Source organism: Mesorhizobium sp. WSM4849, assembly GCF_055811385.1.
This window is the reverse complement of sequence record NZ_JBVVPW010000007.1, coordinates 212,223-233,660: the sequence shown is the minus strand read 5'-3', so window position 1 is coordinate 233,660 and position 21,438 is coordinate 212,223. Positions and strand designations below refer to the sequence as shown.

Here is a 21,438-nt window from a genome sequence, read left to right as displayed (position 1 = left end):
GGCGGACCCTCAGGCGGTAAATTCGTTGGCTTAGGATGTTCTCGGAAACAGGATGCCAGAGCATCCGGCGGGTTCACTCAGGGAATAATGTTCGTCATTTGATCCGGTCATATCAGCCTAATCTCCCAACTTCCTGAGAACACTTGCTCCAGCGTCGCTTGTGGCGACAGCGGGTCGACGTCGAAAATGTCCGAACGGGCTGTCCACATCACCATGTCGCTGATGACCTCTTCGCTTGGTTCGACAGGCGGCACCGGCAGCACGCTTAAAGCGGTGTCCAGTTCGTCAGGCGTCAGCTCGCCCCGTTGGGCAGCGATGGCCGCTTCTTCGATCTTGGAAAACCACGCATCGGCGCGAGCCAGTTGAATTGAAGCGTCAGGAAGCTGCGCGACAACGCTCAAAGGGAACTGCCTGCCGACCCTGTCTGCGCTCTGCAGAATAATGCCTGCCGAGGCGCCGAAAGAAGCCGGGCCGGCCAGGAAGCGTAGCGCGGTGGCGCGCGGCCAGGTTTTTGAGCCGATCAGCGGCACGATGTGCTGCGCCAGCCAGCGGTCCCAGATGCGCACAAAATCCGCTGGCAGCCGCCGCGTAACGAAATCGCCGGTGGCAGGCATTTTGCCGTAAAAGCCGGGCAGGATCATATCTGCGGCGGACATGAGAATTTCTTGAACATTTGCAGATTGTAAGGATTCTCGACGCTTGCCGCCTTGAGCTCGAAATCGGCGTACATGCCTTGCGTGCCCAGTCGCAGGCTGTAGACGTCGGACAGCGAGGTGCCGGTGAAGCGGCCGCTGCGTAGCAGCCTCAGCCACGCCCAGCTGCCGGTTTCGTTCAACATGACTTCGGGCGAGCCGTCGATCGGCTGGAAGGCGAGCGAGATGACGCCGGTGCCATCCTTGCCGGGCCAGGTCATCGGTTGCGGCCGCGTCGCGTTGTTGTAATAGACGAGGTTCTGGCCGTCGAGATTGAGCGTCACGCGCGTGACGTTGGGCGACAGGTCCGTCGGCTGGAGCGTAAAACTCATCACCGGGCCGGTACCGCCCGGAAACAGATCGTCGCGGATCCGCCTGGCCTGTTCGAACGCCGCCAGAGCCGCCGCATCGAGGCCGAAATCGGCGCGCCATTTCCATGGCTGGCTGGCGGTGTCGACATAGCTGATCAAATGGTCGTTGATGAAGGTGTCGATCATCCCGGCCGGCCCGAACAGGCGGGCGAAATCGCGGACATTGACGTCGACCGCGCTTTCGGGGCTGAACGGATAGCGGTCGTTCAGCGCCGCCTGGCAGAACGGCAGGATGTCGGCGCGCCAGATGGCGTTAAGCTCCGAGGTGACCGCCTTCTGGGTCAGGCCGCTGGTGTCGCCGGCAATGCCGCCGAGCCAGTCGTCGACCGGATCGGGCAGGATCTGCGCTTGCCTGGCGACCGCTCCCGTCAGTTCGGCCAGCCCACCCTGCTTCTTGATGGCGTCCTGCGGATCGGGATTGGCCGTGACCGTCTGCAGCACGTTCGAAAGTGCGGTCAGCGCCACCACCGCGGCGTCGAGTGCCGGCGGCTGGCCGTCGACTTCGGCGATCGCGCCCTTGAGCGGCTTGAAATGTTCGGCCACCAGATTGCCGGTAAGGTCCACCTCGTTGGCGGAGCCTGCGCGCGGCAGCAGTTTTGCCCCTGTCTTTACGATCTTTCCCAGCTTCCCCAGCTTGCTGAGCAGTTTCGAGGTGCCCTTGGCTGCCGCCTTGTTGTCGGCGGCCGGCGCTTCATCGGATCGGGTCAGCTCGGTCTCCTGAACGACCGCTGTAAGCAGGCGCTTCAGCGCGGAGTCGGCACTCGAAAGGTCCTTGAGGTTCTCGCTGGCGACATTCAGGTCGGCCAATGGCGCGAGCCTGATATCGCGCAGGATGCTGTCCCATTGGGCGATGTAGTCTTCGTAATAGAGTTTTAGGATATCCTCCGACAGTGCCGAGACAGAGGTTTCCGAATTTTCCGAACAGCCGCCGGCGAAGACCGCCCGATCGAGCGCCGCCTGGGCGGCGACATCCTCGACCCGGTCGAGGATGGCATCGTGGAAGCCGGAATAGGTGAACGCGCCCGAAATGCCGACGCGCAGCGTCTTGTCGGAACGCCGCGCAAAAACCTTGGCGCCGTTGGGACCGGCGAAATTCGCCGGGATCCATTCCTTGAGGTCGGCCACCGCCGGGTCGGCCAGCAACTGCCTGTAGGCACGCGCCGGCAGCGAAATCGTGCAAACCGTTTTCAGCGCCTCGGCAACCAGCGCCTGATCCGCTGATATGTAGCTGTCGTCGACCGCCATGCGGCGGATCGCGGCAAGCTGGTGCTCTTCCGCGTCGGCAGTCGGAAAGGGCGCCGCCGGTGCGAATTCCGGCAAGTCGTTGACCCACCAGTTCTGGACGAAATCGGCGTCCATCTGCGACAGGCCGGTCATCATCCGATAGGTTTTTAGCGCCCCCAGCATGAAATCCGGATCGCGGATCTGCCGCCACATGGTTGCCTCGAGCAGAGCGACCATGTGCGGCTCGAGGACGTTGCGCAACGCGTGCTCGTAAGTGTCGGCCTGCGCCCGCAGCAGCTCCGCCGACGCCGATGGCCCCAGCAGATCCTGGGCACTGCTCGGCGGTGCGGTTCGGGCATTGGCGACCTCGGCCATCGCATAAAGCGCGCTGTCGATGGCGGGCTGCTCCACCGATGCCGGGCTCGCGGCTGCCGCGGTCAGCGGCGCCTGCAGTGCTTCGAACTGGCCCGCTTGCGCCGCGATCGCATTGCGGTTGTCATAGTAGGACCAGGTGAACATCGCACCGGCCAACAGGGCTGCGGCGGCACAGGCTGCCGCAGCGCCACGCCAGATCCAGGCGCGGCGGCGCTGCGCCAGCGGATCGAACGTCCCCAGGCCGGCTTCCCTAAAAATGACCTCGGTCAGCAGGTTCTTCAGGAAAAAGCTGCGTTTTTCAACGCGCGGCGCCGGCATGGCCCGTCGCGGCGGAAGACCGAAGGATGAAGACAGTGCCGCGGTCAGCCGGTCGATGGGCGCCCCTTCCTGGGTTGCCGACGTCAGATAGAGGCCGCGCAGCCAGGCGGCTTCTTCGTAGCGGCTTTCGCCGAACATCGCCTCGACCAGCACCTGAATAGGTTCGGACAGGCTCGTCAGCTGGGCGGGAAACCTGAAAATCTCGGCGCGGGCGGCGAGTTTGTCCTCGTCCTCCAGGCGCGGCACCAGCCGCCGCTCGAGTTCCGTCGCAAGGGTGGCGATTTCCCGTTCTATGGTCTTTGCGTCGACACGCGCATCCAGCGCGAAGGTCGTGCCCCAGACCTGCTCGCGCGAGGCCGTCGACAGGCCGCCGAAGAAAGCCTCGAAACCCTTGATCAGATCGGCCTTGGTCAGCATCAGATAGACTGGAAGGCGGATTTCGAGCCGGTCGTTGAGCTCTGCCAGGCGCCGACGGATCTTGCGGCCATGCGCCTTGATGGCTTCGTCGCCCTCTGAAAGCGCGTCGATCGAAAGCGCGACGATCACGCCGTTCAGCGCCCGGCGGCCGCGATGCTTTTTCAACAGGTCGAGGAAGCCCAGCCATTCCGCCGCATCGACGTCCGGCTGGCTCTCCTGCTGCACATAGCGGCCCGCCGTATCGATCAGAACTGCGTTCTCGGAGAAAAACCAGTCGCAGTTGCGCGTGCCGCCAACCCCCTGCAGGTCGTCGGTGAGATCGATCGGAAAGTTCAGGCCGGACTGGCGCAAGGCCGTGGTCTTGCCGGTGGCCGGCGGCCCGACGATCACGTACCAGGGCATCTCACGCAGGAACTTGCGTCCGCCGAGCTTGCGGCGCTTCAATTCGACCATCACCTCGGCGAACTTGGCGCCGACGGCGGCGACGTTCTCTTCGCCGGGGCTCAGCGGTTTCTCCACCACTGGCGCAGCGATTTCGGCGACGAACATGCGGTTGGCTCGGATCGCCCGGCGCTGCGCGAGGATCAGCCAGATCAGCCAGAAGATGACCAGCAGCGCAATGATGACGATGCGGACGTTTTCCGAGGCGAAGGGTTCGTAAGCACCGACCCTGACGATCGGGCCGAACACCCAGATGACCAGAGAAAGCAGCGCGATGCCGATCAGCGTCCACAGCCAGCGCGATGTCAGAACCGCCCAGAGGAAGCGCAGGATGAACATCTCACAGCCTCTTTTCGACCAGCACCTCGACGCGGCGGTTCAAGGCCCGGCCCGCGCGGGTGCTGTCGTCGGCCACTGGATCGGTAGCTGCACGTCCTTCGAAGCGAATGCGGTCCTGCGGCACACCGTTCTGGACCAGCATCTCGGTAATGGTTGCTGCGCGCGCTTCCGACAGCCGCTGGTTGGTGGAAAGTGGATTGGACCGTTGCAAGGGAATACTGTCGGTATGGCCGACCACGGTGATGTTTCCGATCAGTTCCTGATTGGCGAGGATCACTTTGGCGATCGAGCCGATCAGCGGTTCGAAGCCTTCCGTCAGTGTCGGCCGCGACGACTGGAACAGTTCGGGGTTGGAGGCCTGAATGATCAGCCTGGCCAGCGAAACGCTCTCGGTGCCGCTTAGCGCGGCCCTGAGGTTGGCCGGCGCTCCGGCCTGAAACTCCGGCACCAGCGCGAAATCCACTGCCTCCGGCGGCGGCGCGTCGACCTGTGGCGATGTCCGGCTGATATCGCCGCGGGCCGGCGGCGGCAAAGCACGAACCAGCGTCGAAAGCTCGACCGCCTGACTGCTCAGTCCCATCGACAGCCCGAGATAGATTGCCGTGGCGAGAACCGCCGCGCCGAGCCCCATCACCCAGATCGGCACGATGAAACGCTGCGGCTCGTCGGATGCGATCACGCCTTTCCAGTTCGGCGACAGCGGCGCGCCGTCGGCGTCGGCATCGCGCAGAAAGCGCGCCGCAGCAACGCGAACCGCATTGAGCGAGCGGTCGCCCGACCGGCCTGGAACACGATATTTGCCGCGGAAGCCGAGCGCCAGGCAATGATATTGCAGTTCGAGCAATTCGCGATCCCGGTTCGGATGCCGCTCCAGTTCGTCGAGACGCGTGAAGAACTGCGTGCCGGCATCGACATCGCCTCGCAGCATCACCACAAGCGGCTGGCGCGGCCATGCGCTGGCGCCGCCCCATGGCGTGTTCAGGGCGAGATCGTCGAGCAATGCCGCCACCACCCAGGCTGCCTGGTCGGCGCGCTCCAGAGAGGACCCAGCCGCCATTGCCGCGTCGCGTGCCCGCACCAGCTCATCGAGCAGCCGGGTGCGCAACGCTTCCGGGTTTTCCGGCGGCAGCGCGCTTTCAAGCTCGGGCGCGAACTCGAGCAGCGGCGCGAATGCGTTGACCAGCGTGTTGGGATGCGTACGCGAGCGTTTGATTGGCACGCCCGACAACAGTGGCGTCATCGGTCGCGGCATCGGCGCGCCGGTCAGTCGTATGCGAGTGCGTTCGCGATCCTCCGACAGTCCGAAAGGATCATCCCGGCTCATCATCTCACCTGTTTACCGAATAGCAGTCGACCTGCGGCTCGCTCGGCAGCACGCCCGACACGCCGATGACGAAGCCGGGGGCATCGAGCAGCGAGGCCCAGTGCTCGCTTTTCTGATCCAGCTCAAGGCACAGCCGATCGCCATCGTAGGGGATTTCGCGCGGCTGGGAATGAAGCGGTTTTAGCGGAATGCCGGGTAGACGGGATTTCCACAGGCCCTCGAACTGATCGGCCGAACCGACGGTCGCCTGATTGACGAAAATCTTGCGCAAGGCATCTTCCGACAGCTCGGAGCCGACCCGGATGACGATCCGGCTGGCCACCAGCAGCTTCGGGTTGTCGATGCGGATTTTCCAGACATTGGTCGAATGCCGCATGACCGGCAGTGCGCGTGATTTAGGCTCGATGTAGCGCAGGCTCAGGATGAGCGAGCGCAAGGCGTCGGCCAGCGCCGAATAGGCGGGGCCGGGCGCCATGTGATCGTAGGCCGGCAACTCGCTCAGCCGTCGCGCGCTCGAGCCGTAGGTCGCCATTGAACCGGCAAGACCGGCAAGCTCCAGGTAAAGCTCGGCCGGATGGAAGACATCCTGAGCCAGCATGTGCGCCAGTCGCGGACGCGCCGCATTGGCGAGATTGAGCATCAGCAGGTCTTCGACGCTGCGCCCCGGCCCGCCCATGACCATTTTGCCATGCGCCTCGGCGATCTGGTCGAGGCCGGTGACAACTTCCAGAAGCAGCTGCCGGTACCAGGCCACCGCCCCGGTAACCAGTGTCGGCGGCAGGAACGTCTCGTCCAGCGAGACGCCGCCGTCGGCTCGCACCCCTTTGATGTCGGCTATCGGCAGGGCGGTGTAGCCGCCAACCGATTTTCCCGGTGCAATCAGCAGCGCCTGCGGTCGGGCGATTTCGATTTCTTCAGGATCCGAACCGCCCTGGACGGCGTCGCGCACCGAAACGATCCGCCCATGATAGCGCGCGCCTGTCGATGCGGCGTGCGCCGGATCGAAGCCGACGCCGCCGGCAGGCTCGAGCGGCAGGGCGACCAGCACCGGTCCGGCGCCGGTATCGGCGGTGACCGGCAGCGGTCGTGGCGCGTCCATCAGGTCCGGGATGGAGAAGGGCGTTCCATCCGGAAAGATGCCCCGTGCCGACAGGATCGAGACCTGGCCGGCATCGAGCATTGCCTGGTCCAGCGTCAGCTGCTGAAAGCCGAACGTATGCAGCTGCCCGGCCTGCAACGCGCCGCGCACGGTCGCCTCGAAAAAGCGATCCTGCTGCTGAAAATGCTGGGTCCGGAGAAACAGGCCTTCGGACCACAGCACTCTGTTTGCATCGCTCATGCCGCTACTTCCTGCATCGAGCACCCCTTGCCTTGGCCGCTAGGCGGAAATGCCGCCGCTGCCAAGCGTGACGTTGACGGTTACTTTTGACCCCGGCGACACCGACTTGGTTGTACGCCAGGTCCGGCCGCCAGGCTCGCGAACGAGGGCAACGAAGCCCAGCGCAGCCGCGTCCGGCTCGACCGTGATGGTTTTGGATGCGGTTTTTCCAGGTCCGATGGAGATCTGGTCGGATCCAATGAGATCGCCTGCGAGTGCGGAGCCGGCATCCCCCTGCAGCGCGAAATAATCGGCCGAATTGAACTTACCGGTGCTGCGCAGCCGCATCACCAGGACCGTCACCGGCCGGTCGCCGCCGCCTGGTCCCGGGTTCATGCCGGCCGCGCCGGTCAGGTTGACGGTCACCGCGGATGGTTTTGGCGGACCGCTCTGGCAAGCAGCAAGCAGCCCGGTTGCGCCCAGGGCAACGATGAATTCGCGGCGATCGATCATATTTCACTCCTCCTCATATGCATCCCGAAAATCAGCGCCGATTTCGCCCAAAAAACTCGATTCCGCACTCTGGGCGATGTCACGATGGCGTTTCTGGTAAAGCTCCCACAGTTTTGCGCGGCGCCCGCCCGAAAGCAGTGTGCCGATCGCGGAACTCGATTTGAGCTCTTTCTCGATCTCGGCCGGGTCGAAACGGTCAATCATTCGCCGCAAGGCGGACTGCACGCCTCGCCAGGCGCGCACATGATGTTGCGCGAGATCGCGGACCGCGTCGGCGATTGCCGCTTCGCCGGCCAGAAATCCGGGGCTGCGCTCCGCGATAAGGGTGACGATGGCGTCGTCGACCGTCGGCAGAAATTTTAGCGGATTGACTTCAGAGGCCCCAACCACCGTCTGGGCGACGCGCGCGTTTCCTTTTTCCTCGGCCCGCTTGCGCAGCAGCTGCATCAGGCCTTCCATCATGAGCCGATACTCGCGACCGAACTTCTCCATTTCCGCGACGCTGTCGCGTCCGGGAAACTCGGCTTCCTCGATGCCCATGCCTCGCAGGAACGCGGTGCGAAGCGCCGTGTTCGCCTGTTGCGCTGCTGCCAGGAAGGGAGCGGGTCTGGGAGCAAGGCCGGGACGTGGCGGAGGAGGGATCTCTGCCGCCTGGCCAGGCAAATCCCAGGGATTGGCCGATTGCGGCCTTCCGGCAACGTGTTTGCGTTGACCGGCCGAGCCGGCGCCGTTCCTCCAATCGGGCGACGCGGCCGGCCCGAAATCGAAATCGTCATCGAATTGGGATGACCTTCCTGGAGCTGGCTGGCCTGGAGCGGGCTGGCCTGCAACGGGCTCGCTTGCACCGGAAGGTGTCGGATCGAGGCTGAAGGGATCTGCGGGGCCTGACCCACCACGTGGTTCGGAATAGCTAGGGCCATTCGGTGTGGGCGTTGATACCGGGTCGAGACTGAACGGGTCGTCGAAGGCAGGCGAACTGCGCTGGTTGGCGCGCTCGAACGCTCCTGGAATCGGCTGCTCGAACGGGTTCGGCAGATCGGCGGGGCGCGGTCGTCGCGGCTCTTCCTCGACCGCGGCTGAAAAGAAATCATCGCGGCCGATGCTTACCGGCGCTCGTGATGCCTGTGGCGACGGTTCCGCGAACGATTGGCTGGCTGCCGGTGCTTGAGCGGCCGACGTCTGCAGATCGACGCATACGATGTAGTCGCCCAGCCTCAGCCGCATGCCGTTTTGAAGACGGACCGAGGTGCCAGCGCCGAGCGGGCTGTCGGAGTCGTTTATGAACAAGCCGCTGCTTGATGTGTCGGTGACGAAATATCCATCCCGCCCGCCGGTGATCCTGCAATGGGCGCGCGAAACGAACATGTCGGGATCGTCGATCTGCCAGCCCGCGTCCGCGCTACGGCCGATCACCAGTTCACCCTCGTCCAGCCGGGTCTGCCGTACCGCCTGGGTGCGTGGTCCGTGCTCCAGCGTCAGCAGCAGACTCATGCCGCGACCTCCGCCATTTCCGGCCGCCATCCGACAATTGTCCGCAGCCGCATGTCGTCAGCATCGCCCCTTTCAGCGGGCCGCGCAAGCCAGGTGGTTCGGCCGAGCTGTACCGCTCCAATACGGGGCGGCGGCACCGCTTCACGCGCGAGCACGATCCGCAGATCGACGTCGAGCGATTCCCCGACCATGTCGCGAACCGCCTGCTTGAACATCTTCAGACGTTGACCGCCCGGCAGGAACGTCTTGAACTCCTCATACCCGAGCGGGCCGACGCGGAGTTCGATCCTGCTTTGGCGGCTGAAAACGCGCGGGCCGATCGTCGCCCCGCGACCCAGCACCGCGTAAGCTTGCGCGAGGCGGGTCTGGAGCGTCGCCGGTATGGACATCCAGGCGGCAACGAACTCCTTGATCTGGACCGGCACCTTGAACGCTTCCGCCAGGAACAGCGTCAGTCGCTCCGGACCGTCGACCTGGCTGGCGAGCGACGCCGCCTGGCGAAGCTTCACGGCGTCCAGATCGGGATTGTGGGTGCCGGGAAGTCCGATTCCCGCCATGGCTTCAAGCATGGCTCTTACCCGGCCGCCGACTGCACGTTCGACCTGTACCGCCGGATGCGCGTCGGCCCAGGCCCGATAGTACAGGGCGATCATGCGGTGCTGGAGAATATTGACGAAGTCCACGAACGTCGTGTCGCTGGTCTGCCGTGCGTCAGCGCCGGTGAACCAGCGCTGCGACAGACGATCGAGCACCCAACGTGTCAAATGAAGCGGCATCGGGCCTTCCGGTCCCATCAGCCCGAGATTTGCAACCGTAACCCGGGCCGGCGTCTTGTCCTTCGCCTGGCGGAACGCAACCACGTCCTTGGTGGAAAAGCTAAGACGCACATGCTGCCCGAGCCTTGCCGGCTCGCGATCCGCGTGGCCGGAATAGCCGAACAGCCCGCCCCTGCGTTCGAGCCGGCGCAACAGTTCGAAAAAATCGAATGTATCATCCAGCTCTTCGACCCGGTCCAGGTCGAATTTGTCTAGATCAGGTAGCGATTGCCGGGCGTCATCGGCCATGGCACATCCTCCTGCTTCTGCAGCAGCCGCGTGCGGGTCCGCACAAAGCCGTTTATTCCGGCGTGACGGGCAAACAACCGTGCAAGCAAGGCTGAAAGCAGCAATGTGCTTTGCCCAGCCAGGACCGACTGGTCCACATGCAGCGTCACTTCCGTGCCCCGTCCGAAGCACATCGGCCCATCGATCTGCAGCCGTTCGATGACGGACCGCGAGTCGATGCGAACGATCGAGTGCACATTGCGGGCGAGGCTCGGATCTCCCCGGTCGGCATAAAGATCGAGCAGCGCATGCAGGGGATCGATACCGCGGCCTTCCTTGGCAAGGCTGAGAAAGTTGAGCGCCAACTGCGCCACCAGCCGCCAGGCGAGATTGTCGGCTCGGGATTCGCCTTCGGCGCCCGCGGGCAGCGCGGCCGGGATAGCCGGCTGGGGCGAGCGCAACGCACCGAGAAGCCGGACCATTTCGACCGGATCGCCTGTCTCCAGCGTCAAGGTGGGGTTGTCGTCGAGGATCGGCAGGTCGCGGTTGGTGCAAAGCGCCATGATGTCGACACGCTTCAGCGGCCGGTTCGCCGGGCTTCCGGCCGGCCGTGAAACCGATAGGAAAACGTCGTCGCCGGTGTATGAGGTGCGGGTCAACCCGTCGCGTCGTTCATCTTCGGTGGCCCGGCGCGGGCGCCGTTCGGTGGAATAGACCCAGCCACTGCCGCGGTTTTGCCCCAGGCTGAAGAGCTCCGGAATTTCGGCATCGGTCCCCTCGGTGTCGGCGTCCTCGACGCGGGTCACCCGATAGATTTCGAAGTCCCGCGCCCGCGTGCGGTCGGCATGCAGCACTTGCCGCGTTCTGCGCGGATCAAGCTCGATGACGTTGCAGTCGCGCTCGAAGAGGTTGATGATCGGCGTCGCAAAAAGTTCGAAATCCGCCGGCGTCACATCGGCAAGTTCGGGCACCGGACGCCGGAACATGAAGATGATCTCGAGCCCGGCGTCGCATCTGCGCACGACCGATTGCAGTCCTGAAACCCGCACGTAGTGAAAGCGCTCGGGCATCATGAAATATTCGCGCAGCAGACGGTACCCTTCGAATGTCGGACGGGTTCGAGGCATCAACGCCTCGTCGTCGCTGATGCCGACCATTTCGGGGCCTGGCAAAGGCGCTAGCGGATTGGCCTTGCCCTCGGCGCGTGCACCAACGGCCGAGCAGGCGCCGAAAATCGCGTCGAACAGCAATGGCGCTTTGGTGCGCCCGGCAAAATAGAAATCAAGTCGGTCAAGCGCCAGTTCGTCGAGCTTGCCTTTTCCGGCCCGACCCAGCGTGATACGCAGCGCCGCCTCGCCGCCAACGCCGCCGATCGGTGTTATGCCGGCCGCTGCCAACCCGCTGCGATCCTGGAAATAGCTGACCGACGTAATCGTTATCGGCCACAGCGTCGTTTCCTGCGCGGTGGTGAATGTGCAGCGCGTCGACAGCCCGGGTTGCAGACTGGACACCAGACGCGTGTTCCGCTTGACGACATGGCCGGCAATCATCGACTGGACCTGCTGGCCGGGTTTCAGCACTGCCATCGCCGTTGCCGGCGCCGGCGTAACCAGATCGGGATAGAGGACATCCAGGACGCTGCGTGAAAACCGCGAACGCTCGGCATCGACTTTCAACCGGGTGCGCGCAGCGAGGAAAGCGACGCCGTCAAGCAGCCGCTCGACATAGGGATCCGGGCAGGGCACGGTATCAAGCGAAAGATTGCGCGCCACCGCCGGATGCATGTCGGCAAATTCCGCCGCGAGTCCGCGGATATGGGTCAGTTCCTCCTCGTAATATTCTACGAAGACCCGATCCATCTCAGCTGTCCCTGAATTCGGTCCGCGCCAGGCCGTTATCGAGATTGATTGTGGTGCGCAGGCGCATGCGTTCCGGCGTCGGCGTCATGATCAGCACGGCGTCTATCTCGATCTTCAGGCCGACACTTTTGTCGCCAAGGGTCACCGTTACCTTTGTTGCGCTTTCCTTGAGACGGGGCTCGAAGGTGGCAAGGACCGAGCGGATCTCGCGCGCCAGGGTCTCGCGATCAAAGTCGCGGGACGAACGGCCCGAAAAGGAAGGCACGCCGTAGTTGACCACACTTCGGCGCACCTCCGGAAAATCGGCCAGCGACGGCGGATTGTCTGCGGCCTGTTCGCTTTCGAAATCGGAAAGAAGCGGAACAGCTTCAAAACGCTCGGTGTTGAACAAGGCCTCGATGTCGCGCCGCACTGCCTCCCTGAGGACGCGGGCCGATACGACCACGCCACGGCTTTCGATCTCCGCGCGGTGTTGGGTCTGCAAGACCAGGCGGTGCAGACGCCGCTTCTGATCGGACGTCAGCTCCGCGTCGGCATCGATAAGCCGCGTGCTCCCCGCAAGGAGCGTATCCAGCCGGTCCGCGCCAAGTTCGTCCTGTAAGGCCTGGCGCAGCCCGTCGATCTCGGAGGTCACGCCCGGCAGGTCATTGACGAGGCGGTCCCAAAGAGAGGGCTGGACCGCCTCGCGCTTCGCTCGCGAACTGCCGGTAAGCTTGTCCGCGCCGGGCCGCCGGGCCTCACTTGCCGACATAGACATCCATTTCGATTTCGTCATCCTTGTCATAGACGAACTTGATCTTCTTGTAGGCGAAGCTGACCTCCTCCTCGATCAGGTCTTCCTCGTCCTCAGCCTGCGACATGTCGTATTCCATGATCGAGGCGTCGGTCAGGGTGACGACCAGATAGTCGCTGGTCTCCCCATCGATGGTCCGGCGGGCGGAGAACACGACTTCGTCCAGCGCCTTGTTGTCGAACAACGCCTTTTTCAGATAGGGTGAGGACTTGTCATAGTGCTTGGTGAACTTGATCATCCCCAGGGACACACGACCGCGGCGTGAAAGCGAATTCGGATCGTACGGCGCGATTATCTTGTAATCGACCCCATGGACTTCGATTTCATCCTCGTGGCCGTCTCGAACGCTTGGACCTTTGATATCCGGAACCTTTAGAAAACCATCAATTTTCACTGGCATTGTCTTTCTCCACCGCTTTTAAACAGAACAAGGTGTGGTTGCTGCGAATCAAGTCTTCACGGACGGTAGTTCCGACACCAGCCTGAGCGAGGCATTGATGCCTTCCAGCTGGTAGTGCGGACGCAGATAGAAGCGGGCATTGTAATAGCCCGGCCGCCCCTCCACGCTGTCGACCTGGACCTCGGCCGCGGCAAGCGGGCGCTTGGCGCGCGCCTTGTCGTCGGCGAAGGCCGGGTTGGCCAGCACGTAGCGGTTGATCCACTCGGTCAACCAGATCTGCATGTCGGAGCGTTCCTTGAACGATCCGATCTTGTCGCGCGCAATGGCCTTGAGGTAGTGCGCAAAGCGTGAAACCGGGAAAAGATAGGGCAGGTTGGCGCTCAGTCGTTCATTTGACTGGGCGTCGGGATCGACCAGCCGGCCGGCGCGGGTCTCGTCGTCCTGCAGCGAATGCGCACCGATAAAGGCTGCGAGATCGGTGTTCTTGCGGTGCAGGATAGGCATCAGGCCGAGCTTGGCCAATTCCGCCTCGCGCCGGTCGTCGATGGCAACTTCCGTCGGGCATTTCATCGCGATCGATCCGTCGTCGGTGGGGAAGGAGTGCACCGGCAGGTTGATGACTGTGCCGCCGTTCTCGACGCCGCGGATCTGCGTGCCCCAGCCATAGAGCTTGTGACTGCGGTTTATGTTGACGCCCATCGGGAAGGCCGCGTTCATCCAGACATATTTGTTGTGATCGGCCTGCACCTCTTCCTCGAAAGTGAAGCCCTTCACCGGAACGGTTTCCGAGCCATACGGCAGTCGCGCCAGAACACGTGGCATGGTCAGGCCGATGTAGCGCGCGTCCTCGCTCTCGCGCAGCGATTGCCACGAGGCATAGGCCGGGTTCGAGACGATCATCTGAAGGTCCTGCGGGTTCGGCAGTTCCTGCCAGCTGTCCATGCGGAACAGCCGCGGGTCGGCGGCCGCGATGAACGGCGTATGCGCGGAGGCACAGATGCCCGAGATGTTGCGCAACAGGCCGACGTCACGCGGATGGTTCGAGAATTCGTAGGCGCCGATCAGGCAGCCGATCGGCTCGCCACCCAGCATCGAATACTCGTCCGTATAGACCTTCTTGAAGATCGGGCTTTGATCCCACATCTGGCCTTCGTAGTCTTCAAGCGTGTCGGCAAGCTGAACCTTGGAAATGTTCATCACCCGGATCTTCAGCTTCTGATCCGTCTCGGTGTTGTTGACGAGATACCACAGGCCGCGCCATGTGCCTTCCATTTCGCGCACTTCCGGCGCATGCAGAATCTCGTTCACCTGGGTAGTCAGCATCTTGTCGATGCCTGATATCAGCGACTTGATCGACTTGATCGCGTTGGACGAGATGGTCGTGGTATCGGAGCGGGACTGCGCCGCGAGCGCAAGATTGCGCACGAGTTGCTGCAGCTTCTCGCTGTCGTCCTTCTTGACCTTGAAATCCTTCTCGAGGAGCCCGCTGAATTCTCCGAGGTCGATGGCTTCCGCCTCAGCGGCAACGGCTGCGGTTTTTTGTTGTTCGGCCATGATTTACTCCTGAACCTTGTCGTCGTCGGATAATGCCTGGTTGGCGATCTTGCCGAGAAGCGGCTCGTTGTTCAGAAGTTGCGCTATGCGCTTTTCGGCGTCGACACGGCCGTCCATGAAGCCGAGCAGTTCCTCGAGCTGACGACGCATCTTGAGGATTTCGGCCAATTGTGGAACTTGCTCGGCGATCTTGTCCGGCGCGAAATCACCCATTTTGGTGAAGGTGAGGTCAAGCGCCAGTTCCTCGTCCCGTTCGGCGCCTTCAGCCTGGGGTAGTGTATTCTTCACTCGGGCTTTGACGCGTGGCCCGAGTGCCTCCATGAACTTGGGGAAGCGGTTGGCGTCGGTCTCGACAAAGGCGCGGTCCAGCACCGATTTCGACGCTTCCCTAGTCTGTGAGGCGCCGGAGAGGTCGGCCATCACACCCATGACAAACGGCAGTTCGATCGTCGTCGGGCTGCCGTAGGTCTCCACGTCATAGGCAATCTGCACGCGCGGTGCGCGATTTCGTTCGATGACCTTCGCTTTGCTTTCGGCTGCCATGGCTTGTTACCTTTCATCCTTCTGGGCCGTCTTCTTGGCATCGGGAACGCCGGCAAGAAGCCGGAATTCCTTCAGCCCCGACGGGGCGAGATCTTCCATCAGTTCAACAAAATCCATATGCACCATCCGGCGCACGCGGCGAGCGAGGTGCGGGATCGGGCTCGACGGTTCGGTGCGGTCATAGAAGGCGACGACGAGGTCGAGGCATTTGACGACGTCGTCGCGCGAGGAAATCCGGTCGGGTAGGCTGCTGGCGGGCTCCGCGTAGCTTGCCACACTTGCCATAGGATCGGCTCCATGACCGTTTCGAGCAGGCGTTGCCGGTTCCGCAGGCGCCGAAACTGGCTTCGCGGCGCCATTCGCGGTGGCCCCGGCGGCCGAGTTTCGTTCGAGGGTCGTCAGTACACGCTGCAGAAACCGTTTCAATTCCGGAGCGGTGGCGCCACCTTCGACGCGAGCGTTGAGGGCGGCCTCGACCGCATCGAGAGCCGCGATCGCGGCGCGGGCGTCGGCGATGAGCGACGTCATCTCCGCGCCGGCCTGATCGATCTGTGTCGCGCATGCGCTGCGCACCCGGTTCAACAGTTGGCTGTGCGCGCTCGCCAGCGCTGCCTTTTCGGCCGCGTTCAGCCCCGAGGCAGCCTCAAGCAGCATGACGCGCTCTTCGAGGGAACCCTTCTCCAGGTCCTCGCCGAGGACCGGCCCGATGGCGCGCGGCGCGAAAAACGTCATTTTCCGCAGGTCCTTGAGCAGGCCATCCTGGCTGTTCTGAAGGTCAGTCAGCGCATTGATGCGGCGCAGGGCGGCGTCGCGTGGCGTGGCACCGGACCGCAGGGCCGGATGCATGGTTTCCCAATGCTGATCGAAGGTTTGCACGATGAGGGTCAGGCCGTGAGTCAGCCCGGCAAGCCGATGCTCGTTGGCCAGAGCACGCGTGACGATGACGAGGAGGCGCAGGTCTCGGCCGTGCGTACGCAGCTCTTCGGCCTTGGCGAGCACCGCGGGCCAGTCGATCGGAACATCGACTTCCGACTTGTCGTTGCCTTGATACTCGACCTTTTTTTGTTGTTCCGTGAGGCGCTCCAGCTCATGAAAGGCTGGATCGTTGCGCAAGTCTTCCCCTGACGGATTTTCACCGTCCAGCGGATTCAGCCAGAGTGCGAGATCGATCACACCATCCCCCAGCGAGCGGCTCTTGGGCCGTGCCTGACCCAACGTTACCACACCGCGACACTTTACCACAATTTAGTTGTTGCTCAATCTTAATGGAAGCTTGCAAGCCGGTGCCTGAGCTCGAAATCGCTGGTGCGATTGTCGAACCTTTTATGTGAAGGCATCGCGAACAGGCGAGGCGTTCCATGGCTGCTGTAGCCGATGTCGCCGGCTTCTGCCGGGACGGAAGAAGTCGATTGAATCGAACACCCGGACGCCCGCTCATAAACGCTCTTTGTCAAGTCGCTGCTTATGTGGCAGTTTGTTGGCTGGCAGATTGGAGGGGCAAGTTCGATGGAACAGCGCCGGTCGTCGCAGAGCTTTAAACGCAAGGAACTGGTCGCCAAACTCAATCCTGTCTGTTTGCGCGCCTTCAAGGCTGCGGCCGACACCGCCAAACTGCGCGGCAATCCCTATGTCGAGCTCGTCCACTTCGTCGAACAACTGGTGCTTTCCGAGCGCTCGGATGTGCAACAAATACTGGCAGACGCCGGGGTGGATGCGAGCCGGCTCACGGCCGATATGACCCACGCAGTCGACAAGCTGCCTTACGGCGCCACTTCAATCGAGGAATTTTCCGATCACATCTTTCACTCCATCCAGGAAGCCTGGAGCCTGGCGGGGCTGGAATTCAGCGTCGAGGAAGTCCGCAGTGCGCATATTCTGCTCGCCTGCCTGAAGACGCCGGTGCTGGAAGGGCTGCTGTCAAAGATAAGCGGCGAATTCGACAAGATCGATGCACAGGCCGTCATTGCGCGGTTCGCAGATGTCATGGAGGGTTCACTCGAAGCTGGCGCCTCGACTGCGGTCCCCGCCTCCGAAACACCGCGGCGGGCTGCGGGCGGGGATTCGGCGCTGGCGAAGTATGCAACTGACCTGACCCAGCGCGCCCTCGACGGCAAGATCGATCCGGTCGTCGGGCGCGATCCTGAGATCAGGCAGATCGTCGATATCCTGATGCGACGCCGGCAAAACAACCCGATCCTGACGGGCGAGGCGGGGGTCGGCAAAACCGCGGTCGTCGAGGGCTTTGCCTTGCGCATCGCCCAGGGCGACGTGCCGCCCACGCTGCAGGGCGTCAGCGTGCGCATGCTCGATGTCGGCCTGATGCAGGCGGGCGCAAGCGTAAAGGGCGAATTCGAAAAACGGCTGAAGGCGGTCATTGACGAGGTGCAATCCTCAGAAACGCCGGTCATCCTCTTCATCGACGAAGCGCACACATTGATCGGCGCCGGCGGCGCGGCAGGAACCGGTGATGCGGCCAATCTGCTGAAGCCGGCGCTGGCCCGCGGTGAGCTTCGCACGATCGCAGCAACGACCTGGGCCGAATACAAGCAGCACATCGAGAAGGACCCGGCACTCACTCGTCGCTTCCAGGTCGTCAAGATAGATGAGCCGTCGGAAGCGGTGGCCGTTCTGATGCTGCGCGGTGTCGCCGGTGTCCTCGAGCAGCACCACAAGGTGCAGATACTCGATGAGGCGATCGAGGCGGCGGTCAGCCTGTCCCACCGCTACATCCCGGCGCGGCAACTGCCCGATAAGGCCGTGAGCCTTCTCGACACCGCCTGCGCCCGTGTCGCCATTTCGCAGCATGCCACTCCTGCCGAGGTGGAGGACATTATGCGCCGCCGCCAAGCGCTGGAGGTCGAGCGCGCCATCATCGGCCGTGAGGCAGCGATCGGCATCGGCGTGGCCGACCGGCAGGCTCGGGTCGAAACCGGGCTTGCCGAGACCGAACGCACGCTTGCTGCCGCGCAGCAACGTTGGGATCGGGAAAAGGCGCTGGTTGGCGAAATACTCGAATTGCGCGCCAGGCTGCGCGGCGAGGGTGTGCCGCTCGATGCCGTGAAGCCTCCGGAGGCGGTCGCCGAAACCGCAGGCGCCGAGATATCTGAGATCAAAGCGCCCGAAACCGATGCGGATGCAACGGCCACTGCCGATCTTTCTCCACCCGATCCGGCTGCCGATCTCGCGCGGCTGCGGGAACTGATGGCCGAACTCGCAGAAGCGCAGGGCGAGACGCCGCTGATCCTGCCGTCGGTCGACCGCAACGCCGTGGCTGCCGTGGTGCAGGACTGGACCGGCATCCCGACTGGCCGGATGCTGTCGAGCCAGACCGAAAAGGCGCTGCGGCTCGCCGCCACTCTGTCCGAACGCGTGGTCGGTCAGGATCACGCCATGGAAATGATTGCCAAGCGCGTGCAGACCAGCCGGGCCGGGCTCGGCGCGCCCGAAAAACCAGTGGGGGTTTTTCTGCTCTGCGGTCCCTCGGGCGTCGGCAAGACCGAAACCGCGCTGGCCCTGGCCGAGACGCTCTACGGCGGCGAGCAGAACCTCATTTCGATCAATATGTCCGAGTTCCAGGAGGCGCACACGGTCTCTACCTTGAAGGGCGCGCCACCCGGATATGTCGGCTACGGCAAGGGCGGCATCCTGACCGAGGCGGTCCGGCGCAAGCCCTATTCGGTGATCCTGCTTGACGAGGTCGAGAAGGCGCATCCGGACGTGCATGAAATCTTCTTCCAGGTCTTCGATAAGGGGATGATGGACGACAGTGAAGGCCGGCGGATCGACTTCAAAAACACGCTGATCCTGCTCACCTCGAACGTTGGCTCCGAAGTCATCATGGACCGGACCAGCAGCGGCACGGTGCGGGCGGGGCTCGACGATCTCGACACCGCATTGCGCGCCCCGCTGCTGAAGGTTTTCCCAGCGGCCTTCCTCGGCCGGGTGGTGACCATCCCTTACTACCCGCTCTCGGATATGATGATCGAAGCGATCACCCGCCATCAGTTCGCCAAGATCGCCCGCCGGCTGCGCTTAAGCAACGATGCCGAGTTGGTGATCGGTGACGGTGTCATGGATCTGGTCAAGGCCCGCTGCACCGAGATCGAATCCGGCGGCCGAATGATCGACGCCATTTTGACAAACACGCTTCTGCCGGAATTGAGCCGCGGCGTGCTGAACCGGTCGCTCGAGGGCGAAAAGATGACGAAAGTGACTGTCGGAGCCTCCGAAGGAGGATTCACCTATTCCTTCGAATAGCCCAGGAGCAATTCTATAGCTCCAGTGCTTGGCACCGGAGCCGTAGGACCGCCTGGGGTGGAGGGGGGCTATTTACTGAGCCGTCTCAAAACGCTGTCGCGAACCTTGTCTCACGCATAGACGCGGTTGCGGTTTGGGAAAGCGGTTCGATCTCGCAAACCCTTGCTGCAGCAGCGCGGGATGCCCAAGGTCTTCTCACATTTCCCGTTGCCCTTTCCTGGCACACATCCCGCCAGATCACCAGGCCGCCCAGCGAAATCGCAGGCATTCCGTGCTCTGGCCAAAGCGGGCCCAAGGTGCATCAAAGAGGATGGAGGGCAGTATCGGTACTCGAAATCCCGCATCTACAGGCCGCGCCCGACACCAAACTAGCCGCGAAGCCTGAGGAACAAGTCTCGCGCATTGAACAGGTCAGAGCGCACCAGCACGAAGAGAGCCGTACCATAGACAGAGGCTCCAAGGACAATTGCGCCAATAAGGAGTGTCTCCTGGGCGGCGTGCTCAGGCGCGCTGCGTAGCCACGCGCTGATGGCGCCGAACATCAGGAGGGCGGCGAGAGCCAGTCGTGGGAAGATCTCAAGGGGTCTCAGCACGTCGATACGCGCGATGCGCTGAGCGTAGAAGAGGAAGATGGGTAGGAGGACCAGGCTGCAGGCTACGAGCGCCACCATTGTCATCTCGAGGCTGATCTGCGCAGTGACGGACAACAGCATCGTTGCGACAACAGAGTAAGCTATGTTCAACTTCAGGATCAACCTGGAGTGACCCATTGCAAGGATCGTAAACGCGCAGAGGCTGTCAATCGTGCGTTGCAGGCCCAGCAGCATGAGAATCTGGACAGCGACGACCCCGCTGGCCCATTGCGGGCCGAAGATAAAGGGAACCGCGATCGGTGCGATCGCGGCAAATCCTATGAATGCAGGAAATCCCGCTATCCCGGCCATGCGGACGGTCGTGTTGAAGAAACGGTCGATCTTTTCGGGTTGATCTTGAATCCGTGCCACGGTGGGCATAGTGACAGCCATCAGCGGACTGAGGAATACTTGCACCAGAAGGTCGAGCGGACGACGGGCGAGAGCGTAGACTCCGACCGCATGGGGGCCGAGGAACGTACCGAGTAGGACCTTTGGAATTTCCTCGTTCAAAAAACTCCAAAAAGTCTGGACGATAAGCGGGCCGCCAAATCCTAATAGGTCACGAACCTTTGCATAGGAGAAGGTCAGACCGGGCCGCCAAGAACTGCCAAGGAGAAGGACAGCGGTTTCCACAGCCGCTTTTGCAAGGTGCATCCAAATCATACTCCATACGCCGAAACCGGCTATTGCCAAGACGATGCCGAGTGTGCCGCCGACGACGGTGCCGGCAAGTGTACGCAACGCGAACAAGCGGAACTCGAGTTGGCGCTTCAACACAGCCGCAGGTACCGACGAGAGAGCCTGAATTACGACGACCACGCTGCTCCAGCGGATGAGATCTTCGAGAATGGGCTGTCCGAACGCTGCAGCAATCAAACCGGCAGACGTCCAGATGAGCCCGCTAATCACCGCGCCGGTCGCGGTGAGAAGCCAGAAGGCCGAGTCAAAGTGTGAGGACTCGATTTTAGGATGTTGGATGAGTGCCTCCGGTATTCCGATCGTGACCGGAACAGCAAGAATGACGGGTACAACCATGGAGAGGGCGGCGAGGCCGAATGCTTCAGGTCCGAGATGCCTGGCCAATACGACAAAAACGGCAAACATGGCTGCTTGCCGACCCCATGTTTCGACTGCTGCCCAGGCTGCGCCGCTGACAATCTTCGCGCCGATCGATGTCATTGCACGTCTCTTGGCCCGTTGCCAGACAGGCCTGCGACTTTCGATCGCGCAGCCAAGGCTTTCCGTCTTCGTCTCACGGCTGCGCCGCTAGCGATCTGGCCTGGTCTATGTGAATAAAAAGGAGAGCCGTCGACCTCTCTCCGGCTATCGTTTGTCGAGCTGGAACCTCGCGAACGCAGAGTCGTCGCGGGACACGGACAGCGTTTAGCGCGCTTGCTCGTCATTCTATTCCACCACCCACAAGCACCCATGGCTGAGGATACTGTGGTTGGAGAGGAAGGGTGGCTGCATCCAGTTCTTATTGGTCATAGGCAGCTCCTCTGGAGATCCTCTTTTTAGCGCAATCAAATTA

Annotated in this window: 15 protein-coding genes; 1 reads left to right on the top strand and 14 read right to left on the bottom strand. The window is 62.7% G+C overall.

Annotated features, from left to right (window positions below; genetic code table 11):
• Positions 1-107 precede the first annotated feature (107 nt).
• From tagF to tssA, 13 genes are read right to left on the bottom strand one after another with little or no spacing between them, the layout of a single operon-like run.
• On the bottom strand, positions 108-656 hold the full coding sequence (gene tagF, locus AC0L3L_RS10155) for a type VI secretion system-associated protein TagF (RefSeq protein ID WP_473637447.1): 549 nt from the start codon (positions 654-656) through the stop codon (positions 108-110).
• Positions 638-4,177 (bottom strand): type VI secretion system membrane subunit TssM, encoded by a 3,540-nt coding sequence (gene tssM / locus AC0L3L_RS10150; RefSeq protein WP_473637446.1) that lies wholly within the window; start codon positions 4,175-4,177, stop codon positions 638-640. The genes tagF and tssM overlap by 19 nt, the downstream gene beginning before the upstream one ends.
• 1 nt (position 4,178) lies before the next feature.
• A complete protein-coding gene (gene icmH, locus AC0L3L_RS10145) occupies positions 4,179-5,501 on the bottom strand; it encodes a type IVB secretion system protein IcmH/DotU (protein WP_473526264.1) in 1,323 nt (440 codons plus the stop codon).
• A gap of 4 nt (positions 5,502-5,505) precedes the next feature.
• Positions 5,506-6,840 carry a type VI secretion system baseplate subunit TssK gene (gene tssK, locus AC0L3L_RS10140; RefSeq protein WP_023801305.1) on the bottom strand — a complete coding sequence of 445 codons (1,335 nt, stop codon included), beginning with the start codon at positions 6,838-6,840 and terminating at the stop codon, positions 5,506-5,508.
• A gap of 39 nt (positions 6,841-6,879) precedes the next feature.
• The gene (gene tssJ, locus AC0L3L_RS10135; protein ID WP_473526263.1) at positions 6,880-7,332 is read right to left on the bottom strand and encodes a type VI secretion system lipoprotein TssJ; all 453 of its coding nucleotides are present in this window, start codon (positions 7,330-7,332) and stop codon (positions 6,880-6,882) included.
• 3 nt (positions 7,333-7,335) lie between these two features.
• Positions 7,336-8,823 (bottom strand): type VI secretion system-associated FHA domain protein TagH, encoded by a 1,488-nt coding sequence (gene tagH, locus AC0L3L_RS10130; protein WP_473526262.1) that lies wholly within the window; start codon positions 8,821-8,823, stop codon positions 7,336-7,338.
• A complete protein-coding gene (gene tssG / locus AC0L3L_RS10125; protein ID WP_473526261.1) occupies positions 8,820-9,887 on the bottom strand; it encodes a type VI secretion system baseplate subunit TssG in 1,068 nt (355 codons plus the stop codon). The genes tagH and tssG overlap by 4 nt, the downstream gene beginning before the upstream one ends.
• Positions 9,851-11,725, bottom strand: coding sequence for a type VI secretion system baseplate subunit TssF (gene tssF, locus AC0L3L_RS10120; protein WP_473526260.1), 1,875 nt, complete (start codon positions 11,723-11,725; stop codon positions 9,851-9,853). Before tssF ends, tssG begins: the two co-directional genes overlap by 37 nt.
• Before the next feature lies 1 nt (position 11,726).
• Positions 11,727-12,476 (bottom strand): type VI secretion system baseplate subunit TssE, encoded by a 750-nt coding sequence (gene tssE, locus AC0L3L_RS10115; RefSeq protein ID WP_473637477.1) that lies wholly within the window; start codon positions 12,474-12,476, stop codon positions 11,727-11,729.
• Positions 12,463-12,918, bottom strand: a complete 456-nt coding sequence (locus AC0L3L_RS10110; protein ID WP_023801311.1) for an Hcp family type VI secretion system effector — start codon at positions 12,916-12,918, stop codon at positions 12,463-12,465. Before AC0L3L_RS10110 ends, tssE begins: the two co-directional genes overlap by 14 nt.
• A 48-nt stretch (positions 12,919-12,966) precedes the next feature.
• The gene (gene tssC, locus AC0L3L_RS10105; protein WP_123149511.1) at positions 12,967-14,472 is read right to left on the bottom strand and encodes a type VI secretion system contractile sheath large subunit; all 1,506 of its coding nucleotides are present in this window, start codon (positions 14,470-14,472) and stop codon (positions 12,967-12,969) included.
• A gap of 3 nt (positions 14,473-14,475) precedes the next feature.
• A complete protein-coding gene (tssB, locus tag AC0L3L_RS10100) occupies positions 14,476-15,015 on the bottom strand; it encodes a type VI secretion system contractile sheath small subunit (RefSeq protein WP_123149512.1) in 540 nt (179 codons plus the stop codon).
• 6 nt (positions 15,016-15,021) lie between these two features.
• Positions 15,022-16,188 (bottom strand): type VI secretion system protein TssA, encoded by a 1,167-nt coding sequence (gene tssA, locus AC0L3L_RS10095; RefSeq protein WP_473526259.1) that lies wholly within the window; start codon positions 16,186-16,188, stop codon positions 15,022-15,024.
• A gap of 333 nt (positions 16,189-16,521) precedes the next feature.
• Here tssA and tssH point away from each other — a divergent pair, with 333 nt between their 5' ends.
• Positions 16,522-19,272 (top strand): type VI secretion system ATPase TssH, encoded by a 2,751-nt coding sequence (gene tssH / locus AC0L3L_RS10090; protein ID WP_473637445.1) that lies wholly within the window; start codon positions 16,522-16,524, stop codon positions 19,270-19,272.
• Between the two features lie 368 nt (positions 19,273-19,640).
• On the opposite strand, the gene AC0L3L_RS10085 is transcribed toward tssH, so the two are convergent.
• Positions 19,641-21,086, bottom strand: a complete 1,446-nt coding sequence (locus AC0L3L_RS10085; protein WP_473637444.1) for a lipopolysaccharide biosynthesis protein — start codon at positions 21,084-21,086, stop codon at positions 19,641-19,643.
• Positions 21,087-21,438: the final 352 nt, after the last annotated feature.